Raw genomic sequence first — 19,448 nt, forward strand, 5'->3', positions numbered from 1 at the left:
CGGCTGGGGATGCCGGGACAATCTGGTTTCCGGGGCATGTTTCGGGGGGAACCGGGCGTTGAATGTTTTGACGGCGCGGGGTGACAGTCCCCGCGCCGTCCATGCCGCTGATCGTGGATGCGCCCCGAAACCTAAAGTGCCAGAGACACCCATGCGCCATTGCGCTTGCTGGATCGCACGCAGGCATCGACGAAAGCCACGCCCTCAAGCCCTTCCTTGAGGCCGGGGAAGGTGACGGCCGGATCGGGCGCCGCCCCCTCGCGCCGGGCAAGAATGGCGCGGGCGGCCTCGGCATAGATATTGGCAAAGCCTTCCAGATAGCCCTCGGGGTGGCCTGCGGGAACGCGGGTAACGCGGGCCGCATCCGGTCCGGTCCCGGCCCCGCCGCGCGACAGCCGGTAACGCGGCTGGCCCAGCGGCGTGACCCACAGATAGTTCGGGTCCTCTTGCGACCATTCGATCCCGGCTTTGGTGCCGTAGACCCGCAGCCGCAGCGCATTTTCGCAGCCCGAGGCGACCTGCGAACACCACAGCATCCCGCGCGCACCACCCTTGTAGCGCAGCAGCACATGGCCGTTGTCATCGACCAGACGACCGGGCACGAAGCTTTGCAGATCGGCGGCCAGGCTTTCCAGCTCCAGCCCGGTGACAAAGCCCGCAAGGTTGAAGGCATGGGTGCCGATATCGCCGGTCGCCCCGCCCGCGCCGGTCTTGGCCGGATCGGTGCGCCAGCCTGCCTGCTTGTTGCCGGACTGCTCCAGCGGCTCGGCCAGCCAGTCCTGCGCATATTCGACCTGCACCAGCCGGATCTCGCCCAGATCGCCGGCCGCGATCATGGCGCGGGCCTGCCGGATCATCGGATAGCCGGTGTAATTATGGGTCAGCACGAACAGCGCGTCAGAGCCTTCGGCGCTTTTGGCCAGCTTTTTGGCTTCGGACAGGGTTGCGGTCAGCGGCTTGTCGCAGATGACATGGATGCCGCGTTTCAGGAATTCGCGCGCGACCGGGGCATGCATGTGGTTGGGCGTGACGATGGCGACCGCCTCGATCCCGTTCTTGCGGCGGGCCTCGTGCATGGCCATCTCGGCGAAATCGCCATAGGCGCGCGGCACGCCAAGTTCCGCCGCCGAGGCCGCGCTTTTTTCCGGGGTCGAGGAAAAGCAGCCGGCAACCAGATCATATTGATCGTCGATGCGGGCGGCGATGCGGTGGACGGCGCCGATGAATGCGCCCTGCCCGCCGCCGACCATGCCAAGCCGGATCCGGGGGGCGCGCGCCTGAGCGGGGGTGGTCTGGGTCATGGCATCTCTCATCATGCAAGAATGGCTCCGGCGGCGGCTGGGAGGGCCCGCCGCCGGAAGGGTTGCGCCCTAGACGGCCAGCATCCGGCCCGACTCGGCCGAGGATTCCTCGGCCCGGTCAAGCAGCATTTGCAGCGCCGCGCCACGGGCGAAGTCGGGCTCAGCCGCCCCTTCGCCCCGGATGGCGGCGATGAAGCGCTGATAGATCGTCGGCACGGGCGGGGTCTCGACATCGTGCCACAGGGCGGTTTCCAGATCCGGGCTGAGGCAGGCGCGCAGCCGGCTGACGCCGCCCTCGAAGCCGACCTCAAGCCCGCCCAGATCGCCATAGATGCGCAGGCGCAGATCGTTCAGATGTCCGGTCGCGAAACGGGTCGCGGCGACGGTGCCAAGGGCGCCATTGGCCAGCACGATCTGCATGGTCGCGCTGTCATTGGCATCCAGCACATATTCGCCGATCTTGCCGCCCGGCGCCTTGTCAAAGGTCTTGAGCAGGCACGAAACCGCCTCGGCATCCTGCCCGGCGATGAAGGTCGCAAAGTCCAGGATATGGATGCCGACATCGCCCAGAACCCCCTTGGAGCCATGGGCGGTCGAGACCCGCCACAGCCATTTCGGGTCGGTCTTCCAGTCGCCCCAAGCCGGCTGGGTCAGCCAGCTTTGCAGATATGAGGCCTCGAAATGGCGCACGGTGCCGATCTGCCCCTCGCGGACCATGCTGGCCGCCTTTTGCAGCGCCGGCACGTTGCGATAGCTGAGGTTGACCATGTTCACCACGCCCGCATTGGCGGCGATCCCGGCCATGGCCTCGGCATGGGCGGCATTGGTCGCCAAGGGCTTTTCGCACAGCACATGCTTGCCCGCCGCCAAAAGCGGAATGGTCGTCGGGTAATGCGCGGCATCCGGCGTCACGTTGGTCACGGCATCGAACTCACCCCAGGCCAGCGCCTCGTCGATCGAGGCAAAGCCGTTGGGGATCTTGTGCGTGGCCATGAACTCGGCCAACTGGGCGGGGCGGGTATCGACCCCCGCCACCACCTCGACGCCGGGGATCGCGGCAAAGGCCTCGGCATGGTTTGCAGCCATCCCGCCCGTGCCAAGGATCAGCATCCGCACCATCAGCGATACCCCTCTTCGCCGTCCTGATGCAGCTTGGGGCCGCGTTCCACGATCGGCTCAAGCGCCTTTTCGACCGGGACATTCGGCGCGGCGCTGGGATCGGCGATGCGCGCAGCCGGATTATAGGCCCATTTCACCGCGTTCAGGATCACGCGCTGGACATTGGCGTCGTGATAGGTCGGATAGGTTTCGTGGCCGGGGCGGAAATAGAACACATTCCCCGCCCCGCGCTTGTAGGTCAGCCCGGAACGGAAAACCTCGCCGCCCGCGAACCAGCTGACAAAGACGGTTTCCAGCGGTTCGGGCACGCCAAAGGGCTCGCCATACATTTCCTCGTTTTCCAGCTCGAAATGATCGGGCAGACCGGCGGCGATGGGGTGGTTGCGCGAGGTCAGCCAAAGCCGCTCGCGCTCACCGGCCTCGCGCCAGGAAAGGTTGCAGGGCGTGCCCATCAGCCGCTTGAAGGGCTTCGAGAAATGCGCCGAATGCAGGAAGATGGCGCCCATGCCCGACCAGACGGCATTGGCGACGCGCTCGACCACCGCATCGCTGACCTCGCCATGGGCCTTGTGGCCCCACCAGATCAGCACGTCGGTTTCGGCCAGCTTTTCAGGCGTGATGCCGTGGTCGGTGTCCTGCATGACAACGGTGCTGGCGGAAACGCCGCTGTCGCGGTTCAGCGCGTCGGCGATGGTCGTATGCATGCCCTTGGGATAGATCCCGGCGACGATTTCGTTTTCCTGCTCGTGGACGTTTTCGCCCCAGACGGTGACACGGATTGTCATTTCATGCTCCTGCTTGTCCCGCATCCGGGACGGTTAGAATAGTCAGCGGATCGGCGCGTCATTGGCGTCGAAACGGTGCAGATGCCCGTCGCGCGGCCGGATCGTCAGGCGGCTGCCCAGTGCGATCCCCAGCTTGCCCGGCTGGCGCACCAGCACCGGCTCATCCGCCCCGATATCGAGAAACAGGAAGTTGTCCGAGCCAAGATCCTCGGCATGGACCACCTCGCCCGTCCACATGCCGGTGCCTTCGGGGACGATATCGATATGCTCGGGGCGGATACCGAGCGTCGAGCAATCGAAGGCATGGGCGAATTCGCCGGTCAGGAAGTTCATCTTGGGGCTGCCGATGAAGCCGGCCACAAAGACCGAATTCGGGCGCTCATAGAGTTCGGCCGGGGTGCCGACCTGCTCCAACCGGCCGTCGCGCAGAACCGCGATGCGGTCCGCCAGCGTCATCGCCTCGACCTGATCATGGGTCACATAGATCATGGTCGCGCTTTCCATGTCGTGGTGCAGCTTGGCGATCTCAAGGCGCGTCGCCACCCGCAGCGCGGCATCGAGGTTCGACAGCGGCTCGTCGAACAGGAAGACGCGCGGATTGCGCACGATGGCGCGGCCGATGGCCACGCGCTGGCGCTGGCCGCCGGACAGTTGCTTGGGCAGCCGGTCCAGCAGATGCTCGATCTGCAGCATGCGCGCGGCCTCGCGGACGCGGCGGTCTGCCTCGGCCTTGTCGGTCTTGGCCAGCTTCAGCCCGAAGGCCATGTTGTCATAGACCTTCATATGCGGATAAAGCGCATAGCTCTGGAAGACCATGGCGATGCCGCGATCCGAGGGCACAAGCTCATTGACCCGCTGGCCGTCGAACAGCATGTCGCCGGTCGAGATCTCCTCCAGCCCCGAGATCAGGCGCAAGAGCGTGGACTTGCCGCAGCCCGAGGGGCCGACAAATACCATGAACTCGCCCTTGCGGATCTCCAGGTCGACACCCTTGATCACATGCGCGGCGCCATAGGATTTGGTGACGTTCTTCAGTTCGATCTTGGCCATGACTTAACCTTTCACGCCGCCGGCGGTCAGGCCCGCCACGATCTTGCGTTGGAAAATAAGGACGAGGATGATCAGCGGCACGGTCACGATGACGGATGCCGCCATGATCGGCCCCCAGGGGATTTCCTGCGCCGAGGCGCCCGAAAGCAGACCGATGGCCACCGGCACCGTGCGCATGGATTCCGTGCTGGTGAAGGTCAGCGCGAACAGGAACTCGTTCCATGCCCCGATGAAGGCCAGAAGCCCCGTGGTCACCATCGCCGGCCACAGAAGCGGCAGGAACACCTGGGTGATGATGACCCAGGGCGTCGCGCCATCGACGATGGCCGCTTCCTCGATCTCGACCGGCAGGTCACGCATGAAGGTGGTCAGCACCCAGACGGTAAAGGGCAGCGTGAAGATGGTATAGCTGAGGATCATCGCCCAATGGGTGTTGAAGATGCCCAGGAAGCGAACCAGTTCAAAAAGTCCCGCGAGCACGGCGATCTGCGGGAACATCGAGACCGCCAGAATCGTCATCAGCAAAAGGCCGCGCCCGCGGAACCGCACCCTCGCCAGCGCGTAGGAGGCCGTAACCCCCAGCAGCAGCGAGAATGCTACCGTCGCCGTCGCGATAATCAGCGAGTTGGCGATGGAATAGAGGAAGTTCTTGCTGCTCAGCACAGCCTTGTAATTGCTGAGATCCAGCGTCTCGGGCCAGTAATTCACCTGAAACAGCGCGGTGCCCGAGGTGAAGCTGGTGACGATGGCGTAATAGAACGGAAACACCGAGAAAACGACGATCACCACCACCAGCGCATAAAAGCCGATGTCTTTCAAAAGCTTGTGCCGGGTCATTTCGAGCCCTCCCCGGACAGATCGACGCGGCCCAGCCAGATATACAGGCTGACGAACACGGCGATGATGGCGAAAAGAAGGGTCGATTGCGCCGCGCCATAGGCGAACTTGTCGAAATCGATCATGTTTTCCCGACTGATGACGGACATGGTCTTGGTGGCGGCCGAATTCGGCGTCAGCACATAGACCAGATCGAAGATGCGCAGCGCGTCCAGCATGCGGAAGATCACGGCAACCATCAGCGCCGGCTTGATCAGCGGCAGCGTGACCTTGAAGAAGACCTTGACCGGGTTGATGCCGTCGATCTTCGCCGCCTCGTAGATGTCGCGCGGCACCATCTGCAGCCCGGCAAGGATCAGCAGCGCCATGAAGGGCGTGGTTTTCCAGATATCGACCAGCAGCACCGCCGTCATCGCGGTGTCGGGGCTGGCGGTCCATGCCACCTTCTGGCTCAGCAGGCCAAGGCTCATGCCGATATCGTTCAGGATCCCGAACTGGTCGTTCAGCATCCATGCCCACATCTTGGCCGAAACGATGGTCGGGATCGCCCAGGGGATCAGGATCGCGGCGCGCACGAAGGCGCGGCCCTTGAATTCGGCATTCAGCACCAGGGCCACGATCAGGCCAAGGCAGGTCTCGAAGAAGACCGAGACAAAGGAAAAGCGGATGGTGTTCCAGACCGCGTTCCACCAGGCCGGATCGACCAGCGTGCCGCGCCAGACCACCTTGCCCGACGAAAGCGTCCGCATGGACAGGTAATTGTCAAAGCCGATCCATTCGCCGCCATAAAGGTTCGACAGCGTGGTGTTGGTCAGCGAGAACCAGATCGTGCGTCCAAGCGGCCAGGCCGCAACGCAGAACAGCGCGAAAAGCATGGGGGCCAGAAACCAGAATGCCGCCCTTTGCCGACGCTGCCGCAGGCTGGGACCGCTGGCGCGGCCCGCGATACGGTCAGTCATGGGGGAAACTCCTCATAAGGCCAAAGGCCGTGGGCACGGGGCTGGCGCGAGGTCTCGCCAGCCCGCTGAGGCAGGGCGGATTACCAGCCGGAACCTTGCATGTCGCTCAGGTCCAGTTCCAGCAGCTCAAGGTTCTCGGCGGCGGTGCCGGTGCCCGACAGCGTGTCATGGACAGCCGACCAGAAGCGGGCCGAAACCTCGTTATACTTGCCCTTGGTCGGGCCCGAGGGGCGCGGCACGGCATTGGCGAAGATGTCCTTCCAGCGCGGCACGATCGGCACGGCCGTGGCGATCTCGGCATCGTCGTAAAGCGCCATCACCGTGGGCAACTGGCTGTCCAGCATCGAGCGGCGCTTCTGCCCCTCGGCCGAGGCCAGATACAGCGCCAGATCGATCGCCGCCTCCTGCTTGGTCGAGAACTTGGACACGGCGACGTTCCAGCCGCCCAGCGTCGCCGCCGAGCCGCCCTCGGCGGTGCCGGCGGGCAGCGGCGCCACGTCGAACTTGCCCTTGACGGCGCTGTCATCGCCGCCGCTCAGGCCGAAGGCATAGGGCCAGTTGCGCATGAAGACCGCGTTGCCGGTCTGCCAGACGCCGCGGGCATCCTCTTCCTTATGGGCCAGCACGCCCTCGGGGCTGATGGTGCCGACCCAGCTTTTCGCCATGTCCAGCGCCTGCACCGCATGTTCGTTATTGACCGAGATGGTGCCGTCGGCCTCGATGATCTGGCCGCCGCCAAAGGACTTGATCCATTCCAGCGCGTCGCAGGTCAGCCCCTCATAGGCATTGCCCTGCCAGACATAGCCCCAGATATCCGCCTGCCCCGCCGCACGCTCGCCATCCTGGATCAGCTTGGCGGTCTCGGTCAGTTCGGCCCAGGTCTTGGGCACTTCCTTGCCGTATTTCTCCAGCAGATCGGTGCGGTAATAAAGCGCCGGCGCGTCGGTGAACAGCGGCAGCGCCACCAGCTTGCCGCCCGCCGTCTGGCTTTCGATGACCGAGGGGAAATGCTGCGGCACGATATCCTTGGCCGCCTCGGTCAGGTCGACGAAATAGTCGGAAAGCTGCGGCGCCCAGATCACGTCGGTCTGATACAGGTCGACATCGGTGGTGCCCGCCGCCAGCCACAGCCGGTATTGCGCGAACTGGTCCGAGCTGGAGTTCGGCATCGGCACCAGCGTGACCGTGTGGCCGGTCCGCTCTTCCCAGGGCTTGACGATTTCCTTGAAATTCTCGGCCTGCTTGCCGACGCCGCCGGCGACATAGAACAGCTCATCGGCCATGGCGGGCAATGCGGCGCAGCCCATCAGAGCGGCGATCAAGGCCGGACGCAGGGCGCCCCGGTTAAACTTCGTCATGCAGTTCCTCCCCTGAAATCCCGGTGCCTCCCAGCACCTGAAGCATTGGAACCCCGCATGGCGCGACGCTCCGAAACCTTTCGGAAAGAATTAACCGATCATTCCCGTCAGGTCAACGATTCGTGACAGGACAAACAACGCCTGCGCGAGCGAGGAACAGATTCCACGGTCCAGACGGCAGAATTTCGAGAGAATATGCCGGTCAGCGCCGGATTTTTGGTTAAAATGCGCAAAAGCAGCCTGAGCGGCCCCCGGAAATCGGGTCAGAGGCGCTGTCTTTTCCCGCAAAAACGCTGCAATGCAGCGATCCAAAACATTTCGGAAGACAGAATGGCCCCGGGCCAGATGCGGCGCCGGGGGGAGGACCGGCGCCGCGCCACGATCAGCTGCCGAGCAGCCGCCGCAGACTGGTCATCGCCCGCTCATGCTCTTCCTGATAGCCGATCAGGCCGGCATATTGGCCGTCGCGGTCGAAAAGCAGCATGGTCGAGGAATGATCCATGTTATAGCCGCCGCTCTGGGTCGGCGATTTTCTGGCATAGATGCGAAAGGCCTTGATTGCCTTTGCAATTTCTTCGGGCGAGCCGGACACCCCCACGACGCCCGGCACCCAGGACACATAGTCGCGCAGGATATCGACCGGGTCGCGTTCGGGATCGACGGTGACGAAGAACACCCGCAGATCCTTGGCCTTGTCGCCCAGTTCCTGCTGCCAGGTGGCGATGTCGCCCAGGGTGGTCGGGCAGACATCGGGGCAATGGGTAAAGCCGAAGAACACCGCCGAGGGCTGCCCCTTCAGCGTCTCGGCCGTGAAGGTGCTGCCATCGGTGGCGGCAAGGCGATAATCGCCCTGCCCCAGTTGCGTGGTTCCAAGCTCGGCGACCTCGGTCAGCCGCGGCGCGCCGAACTTCAGCCAGCCAAGACCCGCCAGCGCGACCAGAACCAGTGCCCAAAGCACCAGCCGCAGGCGGCGCAGCCCGGATTTCGGTTCAGTGGCCGGCATGCTTCTTGTCCTCATGCTTGCCGCCCTGCATCGCGTCAACGGCATCGCGCGCAAGGACGGTCATCGGCAGTTCGACCTCGCCGGCCTTTTCAAAGGTCAGCTTGACCTTGATCTGATCGCCCGCCAGCAGCGGCTGTTTCAGTTCCATGAACATCAGATGCAGCCCGCCGGGCACCAGTTCGACCGTCTCGCCAGCCGGGATCGGCAGGCCCTCGGGCAGTTCGCGCATCTTCATCACGTCGCCCACCATCTCCATGTCATGGATCTCGCCATGGCCCGAGATGGCATCGGCGCTGATGCTGACCAGACGATCATCGCCACCGGCATTGGTGATGGTCAGGAAGCCACCCGCGACCGGAGCCTTCGGCAGCGAGGCGCGGGAATAGGGTTTGGACAGCGTCAGATCGCCCAGCACGACCGGCGCCACCGCATCCAGATCGGGCACCGCCGCCTGGGCGCCGTGACCATGGCCATGACCGGGCTTGGCTACGGCTTCGGTCACCGTCAGGCCGGGCGCGGGGTTCGGCAGGTCCTGATTGCCGGTGGTGTCGGTCCAGTCGGCGGTGCCGCTGGCGCATTCCTGCACGGTCTGGAAATACAGCACCGTGCCCGGCGCGACCTCGGGTCCGACCGTGCCGCGCAGCACGAATTCGTCATACCAGTCGTCCTGCAGATCGCCGCCCGACCAGACCACCTCACGCGTGCCCTCGGTCATCTGCTTGCCGTGATTGTCGAAGGGGGTGGCATAGGCGCCCTTGACGGTTTCCAGCGTCCAGCCCGCCTTGGGCATGGGCTTGGCGTTATAGAAGCCTTCGGGCAGCTTGACGCGCAGGGTATGGGTCGCCTCGCCCTTGCAGCCATGGCCGATGCGGATGACGGCGCGATAGGCGGCGCCGGCGGGGGCCTCTTTGGCCTCCAGCGTGGCATGGGCCAGCACGGGGGTCGAGGCAAGGCCAAGGAACGCAGCGCCAAGGGCGCCAAGGATATGTTTTTGCATGATGTTATCTCGTCTGATGCTGTGATCGCGCCCCGGCGCAAGGGCCGGTGGCGCAGGGAAAGGCCGGCTCAGACGAAGGCCGGCGGTCCCCGGGCCGAGGGGACCAGCACATCGGCGCGGCGCAGATGCGCGGGCAGATCCCCGGCAAAGGCCGGCATCGCCAGCACCGGCAGGGGCGCGGCCAGACCGGGGCTGGCAATCTCCAGCAGCGGCTGGCCATGGGGTGCCCAGTGACACACGGAATGGCTGTCGGCATGATCGTCATGGGGCGCTTTTTCGGTCAGGCGGCCGTCAGCGCCCATGACCATTTCGACCGTGCCGCCATCGCCTGCGCAAAGCACGACGGTGACGCCGCCCTGCGCGTCGCGCGCCAGCATGGTGCCCGACATCATCAGCGACAAAAGCAGGAAGGGGATCAGCGCCAGCAGGCCGGACAACCGCAAGGGAAGCCGGCTGCGACCTGATCTGTCCCCCTGTCCGGCCAAGGATTGCATTCTGACGCCCATGAATTTCCTGCGCCCGACCTGCCAGAAAAGCCCGGCAGACGAAAGAGGCATTTGGACGCAGCCCGGTCCCGCGCCAGCAGAGACCGTCACCGCCGGATCGTCCGCGCCAGCACGATCACCGGCAGGATGCCAATGGCGACGATGATCAGCGCGGCGATGGCCGCGTCCTCATAGGTGCCACGCGCGGCCTCGCCATAAAGATGGGTGGCGAGGGTCTCAAAATTCAGCGGCCGCAGCAGCAGCGTCGCCGGCAATTCCTTGACGCAATCGACAAAGATCAGCAGCCCCGCCGCCGCCAGCGCCGGGCGCGAGATCGGGACATGCACCTCGCGGAAGACGCCGGCCGGGGTGCGGCCCAGCGTGCGCGCCACATGGTCCAGCGATGGGGGAACCCGGCTCAGCCCGGATTCGATGCCGCCGGTGGCGATGGCCAGAAACCGCGCCGTATAGGCATAGATCAGCGCCGCCCCCGAGCCCAGCAGCAAAAGCCCCGGCCCGCTGCCCCAGATCGCCTGCGCCACGGCGTCGATCTGGCGGTCGGCCAAGGTGATCACCGGCAGCAGCCCGATGGCCAGGATCGTGCCCGGCACCGCATAGCCAAGCGTCGAGACCCGTGCCAAGGCTTGCGTGAAGCGCCCCGGCCGCAGCCGCGCAGCACCAGTCACCACCAGCCCCAGCCCGACGGCGATCAGTGTCGCGATGGCGGCAAACATCGCGGTATTGCCCGCCTCGGCCACGATCCGCGGCGACAGGCCGGCAAAGACGTAACGCTCCCATGCCTCGATGGCCAGATAGGCGGCGGGGGCGGCAAAGCCGAAAGCGACCGGCAGCGCGCAGGCCAGCGTCGCCAAGGCCGCGCGCCAGCCGCGCAGCCGCACCCGCTTGATCGGCTGGCTGCGCTGTGCGCCCGCCGCATAGCGCTGGCGCTTGCGGCCGCGCCGCTCCAGCAGGATCAGCGCGGTCACGATGGCCAGCATCACCAGCGAAATCTGCGCCGCACCCGGCAGGTCCGAGCGATTGATCCAGGTCGAATAGACCGAAACCGTCATGGTGCGGACGCCCAGAAACTCGGCCGCGCCAATGTCATTGAGGGATTCCATCAGCGCCAGCGCCGTGCCCACCGCGACGGCGGGCCGCGCCAAAGGCAGCACCACGCGCCAGAAGGTCGCGACCGGCCCCGCCCCCAGCATGCGCGCCGCATCCATCAGGTTGCCGGCCTGCATCGCGAACAGCGCCCGCACCGGCAGATAGACATAGGGGTAAAGCACCAGTCCCAAGAGCAGGATACAGCCCGGCATCGAGCGGATATCGGGCAGGCGCAGATCGCGCGGGCTGTCATAGCCCAGAATGTCGCGCAGCAGGCTTTGCACCGGCCCGACCGGGTGCAGAAGGTCCAGATAGGCATAGGCGACGATATAGGTCGGCACCGCCAGCGGCAGCAGCAGCGCCCAGCCAAAAATCCGCCGCCCCGGAAAATCGCAGGCTGCCACCAGCCAGGCCGAGATCGTGCCGATCGAGGCGACGATGACGCCCACCCCCGCCAGCAGGATCACCGTCTGGCTGGCCGCCGAGGGCAGGACGTTCTGGACCAGATGCGCCCACAACCCCGGACTGCCCTGCGCGGCAAAGACAGCAAGCGCCAGCACGGGCATCAGAACAAGCGCGGCGACGGCCAATGCCGCCGCCTGCCAACCGATCCCGTTTCGGGCCATGCGGCCCTGTGTCATCCGTGCCAGTGCCATGCGCAAACGGCCCCCGATGGGGGCCGTCCTTTCGCTGAGTTCAGTTGTCGAAGCCCACGGCCTCGGTCAGTTCGCTGGCCTGCTTGCGCTTGGCCGCAACCTCGGTCAGGACCGAAGCATCCGCCTTGAGCTCGCCCAGTTCGGCGATCAGCGGCGCCACGGCGGCCTTGGCGCTGACGGGGTATTCGTAATTCGCCTCGGCATAGATCTTTTGCGCGTCGTCCGAGGCCAGGTATTCCAGGAACTGGACCGCCGCATCCTTGTTCGGCGCATGCTTGGCGACCGCCGCACCGCTGATATTGACCTGCGTGCCGCCGTTTTCAAAGGTCGGCAGGATCACCTTGATCGCCTTGCCCCATTCTTCCTGCTCGGGGCCGCCAGCGCCGCTGCGCATCAGGCCGACATAATACGAGTTGGCGATGCCGATTTCGCAGATGCCGCCCATGATGTCGCGCGCCACGTCGCGGTCGCCGCCACCGGCCTTGCGCGCCAGGTTCGCCTTGACGCCTTCAAGCCAGGCCTTGGTCTCTTCCTCGCCGTGATGCAGCAGATAAGAGGCGGTCAGCGCCACGTTATAGGGATGCTGGCCCAAGCGGATGCAGACCTTGCCCTTCCATTCCGGCTTGGCGAGATCTTCATAGGTAAAGGTCGTCAGGTCCAGATCCTTGTCGGCGTAAAGGACGCGCGCACGCTGCGACAGCGCGAACCAGTTGCCGTCCTTGTCGCGCAGGTTCGCCGGAATGGCGGCCTCAAGCGCGGCCGAGCTGATCGGCTGGGTCAGGCCGCGATCGACCAGATCGGAGAGGTTGCCGATATCGACGGTCATCAGCACATCGGCGGGCGAGGCATCGCCCTCTTGCTCGACACGCTCGGGCATGCCGTCTTTCAGGAAGATCGTGTTGACCGTGATCCCGGTCTTTTCGGTGAAGGATGCTAGCAGCGGTTCAACCAGCTTCGGCTCGCGCGTCGTGTAAAGGTTCAGTTCCTCGGCATTCGCCGTCGCGACAGCCGCCTGTGCAGCGATCAGGGCGCCAAACAGGCCGGTGATTGCGGTTCGCATCTCAGTCCTCCTTGTGATTTCCTGATGCATTTACTAGGCTTCCGGCCAAAGTAAACTATAAAAGTAAAGAATAGTCGTCTCATGGGCCTGTACGAGGGAAAGACGATGAATGACGCAGCCAGCCCGATTCTATGGGCCAGCCAGAACTGGGCGCATATCGCCGCCCTGCCGGACGCCCCGCCGATGTTGCAGGTTGAGGCATTGTGTCGCAGCTTTGCCGACACGCCCGCGGTCCATGATGTCAGCTTCAGCGTCCCCAAGGGCGCGGTGACCTGCCTGCTTGGCCCCTCGGGCTGCGGCAAGTCGACCACCCTGCGCATGATCGCCGGGATTGAGCAGCCGGATTCCGGCAGTGTCCGCATCGACGGCAAGATCATGTCCGACGCCACCACATTCCTGCCGCCCGAGCGGCGCTGCATCGGGCTGGTCTTTCAGGATTTCGCGCTGTTTCCGCATCTGGATGTGGCAGCGAATATCGGCTTTGGCCTGCGCGGCAAGATCGCGCCGCGGCGCATCGACGAATTGCTGGAACGCGTCGGCCTCAGCGGTTACGGCGCGAAATTCCCGCATGAGCTGTCGGGCGGCGAACAGCAGCGCATCGCGCTGATCCGCGCCCTGGCGCCGCGCCCTTGCCTGATGCTGATGGACGAGCCCTTTTCCAGCCTTGACCACCGGCTGCGCGACGGGGTGCGCGACGCCACGCTGGATCTTTTGCGCGACAGCGGCACCACCGTCCTGATGGTCACCCATGACCCCGAAGAGGCGATGCTGATGGGCGACCGCATCGCGGTCATGCGCCGTGGCCGCCTGATCCAGGAAGGCCGCCCGCATGAGCTTTATGACCGCCCCGTCGATCGCGGGGTCGCCGCCTTCTTTTCCGACCTGAACCGGCTTGAGGGGCGCGTCTCGCAAGGCAGCATCGCAACGCCGCTGGGCCGCTTCCCCGCCCCCGGTCTGCCTGATGGCAGCTGCGCCGAGGTGGTCATCCGTCCCCAGCACCTGACGCCCACCGCCCATGGCGGCGCGCTGGCCCGCGTCACCCGCGCCCGCTATCTGGGCCGGGAAAGCCTGATCGAACTGCATCTGGACGGCACCGGTCTGGCGTTGAAGGCACGGGTGCCCGGCCTGCTTCTGCCCGAGCCGGGCAGCAGCATCCGCATCGGCGCCGACCCGGAATTCGCACTTATCCTGCCCTGCGGTGATTGATGTGAGAATCAATTCACTGCATGGATAACGCAGAAATTTTCTGCGTTATCACTCGTTATTCCGCCGCCGCCCGGCAAGCCATTCCAGCCTGAAGCAGCGCCCCGATCTCGGGCCGGCACGAGCCACAATTGGTGCCCGCCCGCAACGCCCGCCCCACCGCCTCGACCGAGGTCAGGCCTTGGGTGGCAATGGCGCGGGCAATGCTGTTCACGCCGATGCCGAAACAGGCGCAGACCAGCGCCCCCTCATCGGGGCGGTCGGCGCCGGGGCGGCCGGATAGCAGATCCAGCCCCCCCTCCTCGGTCAGCAATGCCGCGACATGGCTGCGCGACAGCGCCACCGGCTCGGGCGCGACAAACAGTGCTGCCTGCAACCGCCCGTCTTGCAGAAAGGCCAGCCGCACAAGGCCGCGCGCGCGATCGCGGATCATCAGCGGCTCACCCTTAAGCCCGAAAAGCGCGCGGGCGTATTCCGTCCAGTCGCCCGGCTCCTCCTGCCCGGCCAGTTCAAGCTGCTGGCCGCGCGGCAGCACCGCTTTGGCCCAATAGTCGCAATCTGGCCGTGCCGCGCCCGCGCAGACGGCAAAGCCGAACCAGCGTGCGGCAAAGGACCGGATCGCGACGCCTGCGGATTTCAGTGCCGGCTGGCCCGAGACCGGATCGACCCGCCCCGGCACCAGCGCATCGACCCGCCCCGAGGGCGCGGTCTCGCCCGTCCAATGCATCGGCGCGAAAGGATGGCCGGGCGTAACGCGGTCGGTGACCAGCACGCGCAGGATGGCGCGGCCATGCGGGCTGGTCACCTCGGCCAGACTGGCGGGGGCCAGGTCCAGCCGGGCGGCGTCCGCGGGATGGATTTCCAGAAACGGCTCGGCCAGATGGCGGGACAGGCGCGGCGAAAGCCCGGTCCGGGTCATCGTGTGCCAATGGTCGCGCACGCGGCCGGTGTTCAGGCGGAACGGATAGGCCGCATCCAGCGCCTGCGGCGCGCGAGGCGTGACCGCGACCATGCGCCCGCGCCCGTTCGGGGTGTGAAACCGCCCGTCGCCAAAGAAACGCCCGCCGCACCGCGCCGCCGATTGCGGCCACAGAAAAGGTTGCAGCGCGTCATATTCCGCCACCCCGATCCCGGCGAGATCCGAGATGTCGAAATCGCTGCCCAAGGCGCCCGCCACGCCCGAAAGCGCCGCATGTTCGGCAAAGACCTCGGCCGGGTGCTGCCAGTCAAAGGCATCCCGCCAGCCCATGCGGCGCCCGACCTCGGCCAGAATGCGCCAGTCGTCGCGCGCCTGTCCGGCGGGTGGCAGGAACCGGCGCTGGCGGCTGATGCGGCGTTCGGAATTCGTCACCGTGCCGTCCTTTTCGCCCCAGCCGGTGGCGGGCAGCAGCACATGCGCCAGCCGCGTCGTGTCGGTCTGCGCCATCATGTCCGAGACCACGACGAAGTCACAGCCGGCAATGGCGCGGGCGACGCGATCCGCCTCGGGCATGGTGACGGCGGGATTGGTGCAGATGATCCACAGCGCCTTGATCCGGCCATCCTCGACCGCGCGGAACATGTCCATGGCCTTGAGACCGGGCCTTTCCGCCATGCGGGGCGCGTTCCAGAAGTTCTGGACGGCGGTGCGATGGGCAGGATTCTCGATTTCCAGATGACAGGCCAGCATATTGGCAAGGCCGCCCACCTCGCGCCCGCCCATGGCATTGGGCTGGCCGGTGACGCTGAAGGGTCCCATGCCCGGCCGCCCGATCCGGCCGGTGGCCAGATGGCAGTTCAGGATCGCATTCACCTTGTCCGCGCCGCTGTCGGACTGGTTGACGCCCTGCGAATAGACCGTGACCACCTTGTCGCTGCCCAGCCAGAGATCGAAAAATTGCGCAAGCTCGGCGCGCGTCAGCCCGGTTTGCGCCGGATCCGTGGCGCGGGCGGCAGCCAAAGCCACCTCGACACCGTCTATATTTTCACCGCAATCCAATGATCTTGCGTGAATTTCCGCAAGGAGCAGATTGAACAGCGCCGCATCCGCGCCGGGTGCCAGCGCCAGATGCAGGTCGGCGATATCGCAGCTTGCGGTCCGGCGCGGATCGACCACCACGACGCGCGTGCCCCGCGCCGCACGCGCCGCCGCCAGCCGCTGAAACAGCACCGGATGGCACCATGCCAGGTTCGAGCCGACCAGCACCACCACCTCGGCCAGTTCCAGATCCTCATATAGCCCCGGCACGGTGTCGCTGCCAAAGGCCCGCCGGTGCCCCGCAACCGAGGACGCCATGCACAGCCTTGAATTCGTGTCGATATTCCCCGAACCGATAAAACCCTTCATCAGCTTGTTGGCGACATAGTAGTCCTCGGTCAGCAATTGCCCCGAGACATAAAAGCCCACGGAATCCGGCCCGTGCCGGGCGATGGTGTCGCGAAAGCGGGTCGCGACCAGATCCAGCGCCTGATCCCAACTGGCCGTCTGCCCGCCGATCTGCGGCGCAAGCAGGCGCCCCTGATGGCCCAGCGTCTCGCCCAGTGCCGCGCCCTTGACGCAAAGCCGGCCCTTGTTCGCCGGATGCACCGGGTCGCCGGCAATGGTCACCCCGCCCCGGCCATCGGGCGAGGCCAGCACCCCGCAGCCGACGCCGCAATAGGGACAGGTGGTGCGCATGGGCGCGATGGCGGGATGCAGGGTCATGGGCGCCACCAACACGAAAGAACCACAATTGACGTAAAATCATACGGATATGATATATTCATAATAAAAAATCTCATGCCGCGCGCCGCGCCATCAGCTCGGCGCTGATCAGGATGCGGCCATTCCGGACCCGGACCGGATAGGTTCGGACCGCACCTTCATCCGCGCCCTGCGCCTGCCCGGTATTCATGTCGAAGGCCCAGGCATGCAGCGGGCAGGTCACGCGATCGCCATGGACCATCCCCTCGGACAGCGGCCCACCCTTGTGCGGGCAGCGATCCTCCAGCGCAAAGACCCGATCATCAAGGGTGCGGAACACCGCGATGCAGCCCTGCGCGGTCCTTACGACGCGGGCGCCCTGCACGGGCACATCCTCAAGCGCGCCGATATCGACAAAAGCACTCATTCCGCAGCCTCCAGCGTCAGATCGGCAAGGGGGGCCCATTTGGGCGTCTCGGTCGGGGTCGAAAGCTCGGCCCAAGGGTCGCGGCGATAGACGGATTGACTGAGCTCGAACCGCTCGACCAGCGCGCGGCGGTTTTCGACATCGGCGATCTGCGCCTTGACCCAATCAAGGCCGACCTTGGCCACCCATTTATAGGGCCGGTCCAGATAGCGGGCGTTTTCGCGGTAAAGCTGGACAAAGGCCGTAATGATCTGAACCGCCTCATCCTCGGAGGGGGTCGAGGCCAGCGCCTCGGTTTCCTTGACCTCCATGCCGGCAGCGCCCGCGACGCTGATCTGGTAACCGCTGTCGACGCAGATCACGCCCACATCCTTGCAGGTCGCCTCGGCGCAGTTGCGCGGGCAGCCCGAGACGCCCAGCTTGACCTTGTGCGGCGTCCATGACCCCCAAAGCAGCTTTTCCAACCTGATGCCCAGCCCGGTCGAATCCTGCGTGCCAAAGCGGCAGAACTCGCTGCCGACGCAGGTTTTGACGGTGCGCAGCCCCTTGGAATAGGCGTGGCCCGAAACCAGCCCGGCGGCGTTCAGATCCGCCCAGATATGCGGCAGATCCTCTTTGCGCACCCCCAGCAGGTCGATGCGCTGGCCGCCGGTCACCTTGACCATGGGCACGTTATACTTGTCAGCGGCATCGGCGATGGCGCGCAGCTCGTCGGGCGTGGTGACACCGCCCCACATGCGCGGCACCACCGAATAGGTGCCATCCTTTTGGATATTGGCGTGGTTCCTTTCATTGACGAAACGCGACTGACGGTCATCGCGATAGTCCAGAGGCCATTCCGCCAGCAGATAGAAGTTCAGCGCCGGACGGCAGGACGGACAGCCGCCCGCCGATTTCCAGCCCAGTTCCTGCATGACGGCGGGGATCGACTTCAGCGCCAGGCTACGGATCAGCCGCCGCACGTCCTCGTGGCTGTGATCCGAGCATTTGCACATGCCGGCGGGGGCATCCACGAGTGCCCCGCCAAGGCTGAGCGCCATGACCTGCTGCACCAGTCCCGTGCAGGTCCCGCAAGAGCCGCTGGCCTTGGTCCGCGCCCGCACCAGATCCAGCGTCGTCGCGCCCGCCTGCACGGCGGCGGTGATGGTGCCCTTGCAGACGCCGTTGCAGCCGCAGATCTCCGCCTCAGGCGGCAAGGCTGCAACGGCCGCCATAGGGTCCGGCGTGGTCCCTCCCTGATAGGCGGGGCCGAAGATCAGCGTCTCGCGCATGTCGCTGATGTCGGCTTTGTCCTTCATCAGCCCGTAAAACCAGCTGCCGTCCGAGGTATCGCCATACATGACGACGCCGATGATGCGGTCGCCTTCCAGCACCAGCCGCTTGTAGATGCCGCGTCCGGGGTCGCGAAAGACGATGTCCTCGCGTCCCTGACCTTCCGCGAAATCGCCGGCGCTGAACAAGTCGCAGCCGGTCACCTTGAGCTTGGTCGCGGTCTGGACCGGCTGGAATTCGGCCGCCTGGTCCAGCAGGGTTTTCGCCAGCACCTTGGCCTGATCGTAAAGCGGCGCGACAAGGCCGAAAAGCTGGCCCCGATGCTCGACACATTCGCCAAGGGCGAAAATATGCGGATCGCTGCTGCGCAGGGCATCATCGACGACGATGCCGCGTTCGACCTCAAGATGGGCATCGACAGCGAGGCGGGTCTCGGGGCGGATGCCGACGGCCATGCAGACCAGATCGGCGGGATAGACGGTGCCGTCTTCCAGCAGCACCGCCTCGGCGCGGTCATGGCCCAGAATGGCCTTGGTCGCGCCCTTGCAATGGACCTTGATGCCGCGCCGTTCCAGATCGCGTTCCAGAAGATAGCCTGCGGCGGGGTCCAACTGCCGCTCCATCAGGTGGCCCATCAGGTGGATGACGGTGACGCGGGCGCCGCGCGCGGCCATGCCCGCCGCCGCCTCCAGCCCCAGAAGGCCGCCGCCGATCACCACCGCATCCTTGCCGGCGATGCCGGCGGCGATCATGGCCTCGGTATCTTCAAGGTCGCGATAGGTGACGACGCCGGGCAGGTCGCGCCCCGCGACCGGGATGATGAACGGGGCCGAGCCGGTGGCGATGACCAGCGCGTCATATTCCGCCGCGCTTTTGTTGCTGCGCACCACACGCGCCTTGCGGTCGATCTGGACGACCGGTTCGCCAAAGCGGCAATCGACGCCATGGGCGGCATACCAGCCCCCGTCATGGGTGACGATCTGGTCATAGGTCTTTTCGCCCGACAGCACCGGCGACAGCATCAGGCGGTTATAGTTCCCGCGCGGCTCGGCATTGAACAGGGTGACGTCATAGGCGTCGGGCGCGGTCTCGAACAGTTGCTCCAGCATCCGGCCCGAGGCCATGCCTGCCCCGATGACGACAAGTTTCTTTCTCATGCTGGCTCCT

16 protein-coding genes are annotated in these 19,448 nt (G+C 65.5%); 1 reads left to right on the forward strand and 15 read right to left on the reverse strand.

Annotated features, from left to right (window positions below; translation table 11 throughout):
• Positions 1-131: 131 nt before the first annotated feature.
• The 12 genes from DFP89_RS12270 to DFP89_RS12325 all read right to left on the reverse strand — a co-directional run bounded on the left by DFP89_RS12270 (position 132) and on the right by DFP89_RS12325 (position 12,717).
• The gene (locus DFP89_RS12270; protein ID WP_114349683.1) at positions 132-1,301 is read right to left on the reverse strand and encodes a Gfo/Idh/MocA family protein; all 1,170 of its coding nucleotides are present in this window, start codon (positions 1,299-1,301) and stop codon (positions 132-134) included.
• A 69-nt stretch (positions 1,302-1,370) separates the two neighbouring features.
• Entirely contained in the window at positions 1,371-2,420 is a 1,050-nt protein-coding gene (locus DFP89_RS12275; protein WP_181870321.1) for a Gfo/Idh/MocA family protein, read from the reverse strand.
• Positions 2,420-3,205, reverse strand: a complete 786-nt coding sequence (locus DFP89_RS12280) for a ThuA domain-containing protein (RefSeq protein WP_114349712.1) — start codon at positions 3,203-3,205, stop codon at positions 2,420-2,422. Before DFP89_RS12280 ends, DFP89_RS12275 begins: the two co-directional genes overlap by 1 nt.
• Before the next feature lie 42 nt (positions 3,206-3,247).
• The gene (locus DFP89_RS12285) at positions 3,248-4,255 is read right to left on the reverse strand and encodes an ABC transporter ATP-binding protein (protein ID WP_114349684.1); all 1,008 of its coding nucleotides are present in this window, start codon (positions 4,253-4,255) and stop codon (positions 3,248-3,250) included.
• A gap of 3 nt (positions 4,256-4,258) precedes the next feature.
• Positions 4,259-5,092 carry a carbohydrate ABC transporter permease gene (locus DFP89_RS12290; protein ID WP_114349685.1) on the reverse strand — a complete coding sequence of 278 codons (834 nt, stop codon included), beginning with the start codon at positions 5,090-5,092 and terminating at the stop codon, positions 4,259-4,261.
• Positions 5,089-6,051 carry a carbohydrate ABC transporter permease gene (locus tag DFP89_RS12295; RefSeq protein WP_114349686.1) on the reverse strand — a complete coding sequence of 321 codons (963 nt, stop codon included), beginning with the start codon at positions 6,049-6,051 and terminating at the stop codon, positions 5,089-5,091. Before DFP89_RS12295 ends, DFP89_RS12290 begins: the two co-directional genes overlap by 4 nt.
• A gap of 80 nt (positions 6,052-6,131) precedes the next feature.
• Positions 6,132-7,409, reverse strand: coding sequence for an ABC transporter substrate-binding protein (locus DFP89_RS12300; RefSeq protein WP_114349687.1), 1,278 nt, complete (start codon positions 7,407-7,409; stop codon positions 6,132-6,134).
• Between the two features lie 382 nt (positions 7,410-7,791).
• Positions 7,792-8,412, reverse strand: coding sequence for an SCO family protein (locus tag DFP89_RS12305; protein WP_114349688.1), 621 nt, complete (start codon positions 8,410-8,412; stop codon positions 7,792-7,794).
• Positions 8,399-9,409: a DUF1775 domain-containing protein gene (locus tag DFP89_RS12310; protein ID WP_114349689.1), complete on the reverse strand. Its 1,011-nt coding sequence runs from the start codon at positions 9,407-9,409 to the stop codon at positions 8,399-8,401. Before DFP89_RS12310 ends, DFP89_RS12305 begins: the two co-directional genes overlap by 14 nt.
• Before the next feature lie 68 nt (positions 9,410-9,477).
• On the reverse strand, positions 9,478-9,852 hold the full coding sequence (locus tag DFP89_RS12315; protein WP_147273309.1) for a DUF2946 family protein: 375 nt from the start codon (positions 9,850-9,852) through the stop codon (positions 9,478-9,480).
• 149 nt (positions 9,853-10,001) lie between these two features.
• Positions 10,002-11,657 carry an ABC transporter permease gene (locus DFP89_RS12320; RefSeq protein WP_181870323.1) on the reverse strand — a complete coding sequence of 552 codons (1,656 nt, stop codon included), beginning with the start codon at positions 11,655-11,657 and terminating at the stop codon, positions 10,002-10,004.
• Positions 11,658-11,697: 40 nt separating this feature from the next.
• Positions 11,698-12,717 carry an extracellular solute-binding protein gene (locus DFP89_RS12325; RefSeq protein ID WP_114349691.1) on the reverse strand — a complete coding sequence of 340 codons (1,020 nt, stop codon included), beginning with the start codon at positions 12,715-12,717 and terminating at the stop codon, positions 11,698-11,700.
• A 105-nt stretch (positions 12,718-12,822) separates the two neighbouring features.
• Between DFP89_RS12325 and DFP89_RS12330 the strand changes: the two genes are divergently transcribed.
• Positions 12,823-13,923, forward strand: a complete 1,101-nt coding sequence (locus DFP89_RS12330; protein ID WP_114349715.1) for an ABC transporter ATP-binding protein — start codon at positions 12,823-12,825, stop codon at positions 13,921-13,923.
• A 55-nt stretch (positions 13,924-13,978) separates the two neighbouring features.
• Here the strand turns inward: DFP89_RS12330 and DFP89_RS12335 are convergent, their stop codons facing one another.
• The 3 genes from DFP89_RS12335 to nirB all read right to left on the reverse strand — a co-directional run bounded on the left by DFP89_RS12335 (position 13,979) and on the right by nirB (position 19,438).
• Positions 13,979-16,603 (reverse strand): nitrate reductase, encoded by a 2,625-nt coding sequence (locus DFP89_RS12335; protein WP_181870324.1) that lies wholly within the window; start codon positions 16,601-16,603, stop codon positions 13,979-13,981.
• Between the two features lie 73 nt (positions 16,604-16,676).
• Positions 16,677-17,009, reverse strand: coding sequence for a nitrite reductase small subunit NirD (nirD, locus tag DFP89_RS12340; RefSeq protein WP_114349692.1), 333 nt, complete (start codon positions 17,007-17,009; stop codon positions 16,677-16,679).
• Positions 17,006-19,438 (reverse strand): nitrite reductase large subunit NirB, encoded by a 2,433-nt coding sequence (nirB, locus tag DFP89_RS12345; protein WP_114349693.1) that lies wholly within the window; start codon positions 19,436-19,438, stop codon positions 17,006-17,008. Before nirB ends, nirD begins: the two co-directional genes overlap by 4 nt.
• Positions 19,439-19,448 lie beyond the last annotated feature (10 nt).

The organism is Paracoccus lutimaris, assembly GCF_003337565.1.
GTDB classification, from domain to species: domain Bacteria; phylum Pseudomonadota; class Alphaproteobacteria; order Rhodobacterales; family Rhodobacteraceae; genus Paracoccus; species Paracoccus lutimaris.

What these genes read in the sequence shown, in the direction of transcription:
- DFP89_RS12270 (WP_114349683.1), bottom strand. Translation starts at nt 1,301, where the DNA reads ATGACCCAGACCACCCCCGCTCAGGCGCGCGCCCCCCGGATCCGGCTT.
- DFP89_RS12275 (WP_181870321.1), bottom strand. Translation starts at nt 2,420, where the DNA reads ATGGTGCGGATGCTGATCCTTGGCACGGGCGGGATGGCTGCAAACCAT.
- DFP89_RS12280 (WP_114349712.1), bottom strand. Translation starts at nt 3,205, where the DNA reads ATGACAATCCGTGTCACCGTCTGGGGCGAAAACGTCCACGAGCAGGAA.
- DFP89_RS12285 (WP_114349684.1), bottom strand. Translation starts at nt 4,255, where the DNA reads ATGGCCAAGATCGAACTGAAGAACGTCACCAAATCCTATGGCGCCGCG.
- DFP89_RS12290 (WP_114349685.1), bottom strand. Translation starts at nt 5,092, where the DNA reads ATGACCCGGCACAAGCTTTTGAAAGACATCGGCTTTTATGCGCTGGTG.
- DFP89_RS12295 (WP_114349686.1), bottom strand. Translation starts at nt 6,051, where the DNA reads ATGACTGACCGTATCGCGGGCCGCGCCAGCGGTCCCAGCCTGCGGCAG.
- DFP89_RS12300 (WP_114349687.1), bottom strand. Translation starts at nt 7,409, where the DNA reads ATGACGAAGTTTAACCGGGGCGCCCTGCGTCCGGCCTTGATCGCCGCT.
- DFP89_RS12305 (WP_114349688.1), bottom strand. Translation starts at nt 8,412, where the DNA reads ATGCCGGCCACTGAACCGAAATCCGGGCTGCGCCGCCTGCGGCTGGTG.
- DFP89_RS12310 (WP_114349689.1), bottom strand. Translation starts at nt 9,409, where the DNA reads ATGCAAAAACATATCCTTGGCGCCCTTGGCGCTGCGTTCCTTGGCCTT.
- DFP89_RS12320 (WP_181870323.1), bottom strand. Translation starts at nt 11,657, where the DNA reads ATGGCACTGGCACGGATGACACAGGGCCGCATGGCCCGAAACGGGATC.
- DFP89_RS12325 (WP_114349691.1), bottom strand. Translation starts at nt 12,717, where the DNA reads ATGCGAACCGCAATCACCGGCCTGTTTGGCGCCCTGATCGCTGCACAG.
- DFP89_RS12330 (WP_114349715.1), top strand. Translation starts at nt 12,823, where the DNA reads ATGAATGACGCAGCCAGCCCGATTCTATGGGCCAGCCAGAACTGGGCG.
- DFP89_RS12335 (WP_181870324.1), bottom strand. Translation starts at nt 16,603, where the DNA reads ATGACCCTGCATCCCGCCATCGCGCCCATGCGCACCACCTGTCCCTAT.
- nirD (WP_114349692.1), bottom strand. Translation starts at nt 17,009, where the DNA reads ATGAGTGCTTTTGTCGATATCGGCGCGCTTGAGGATGTGCCCGTGCAG.
- nirB (WP_114349693.1), bottom strand. Translation starts at nt 19,438, where the DNA reads ATGAGAAAGAAACTTGTCGTCATCGGGGCAGGCATGGCCTCGGGCCGG.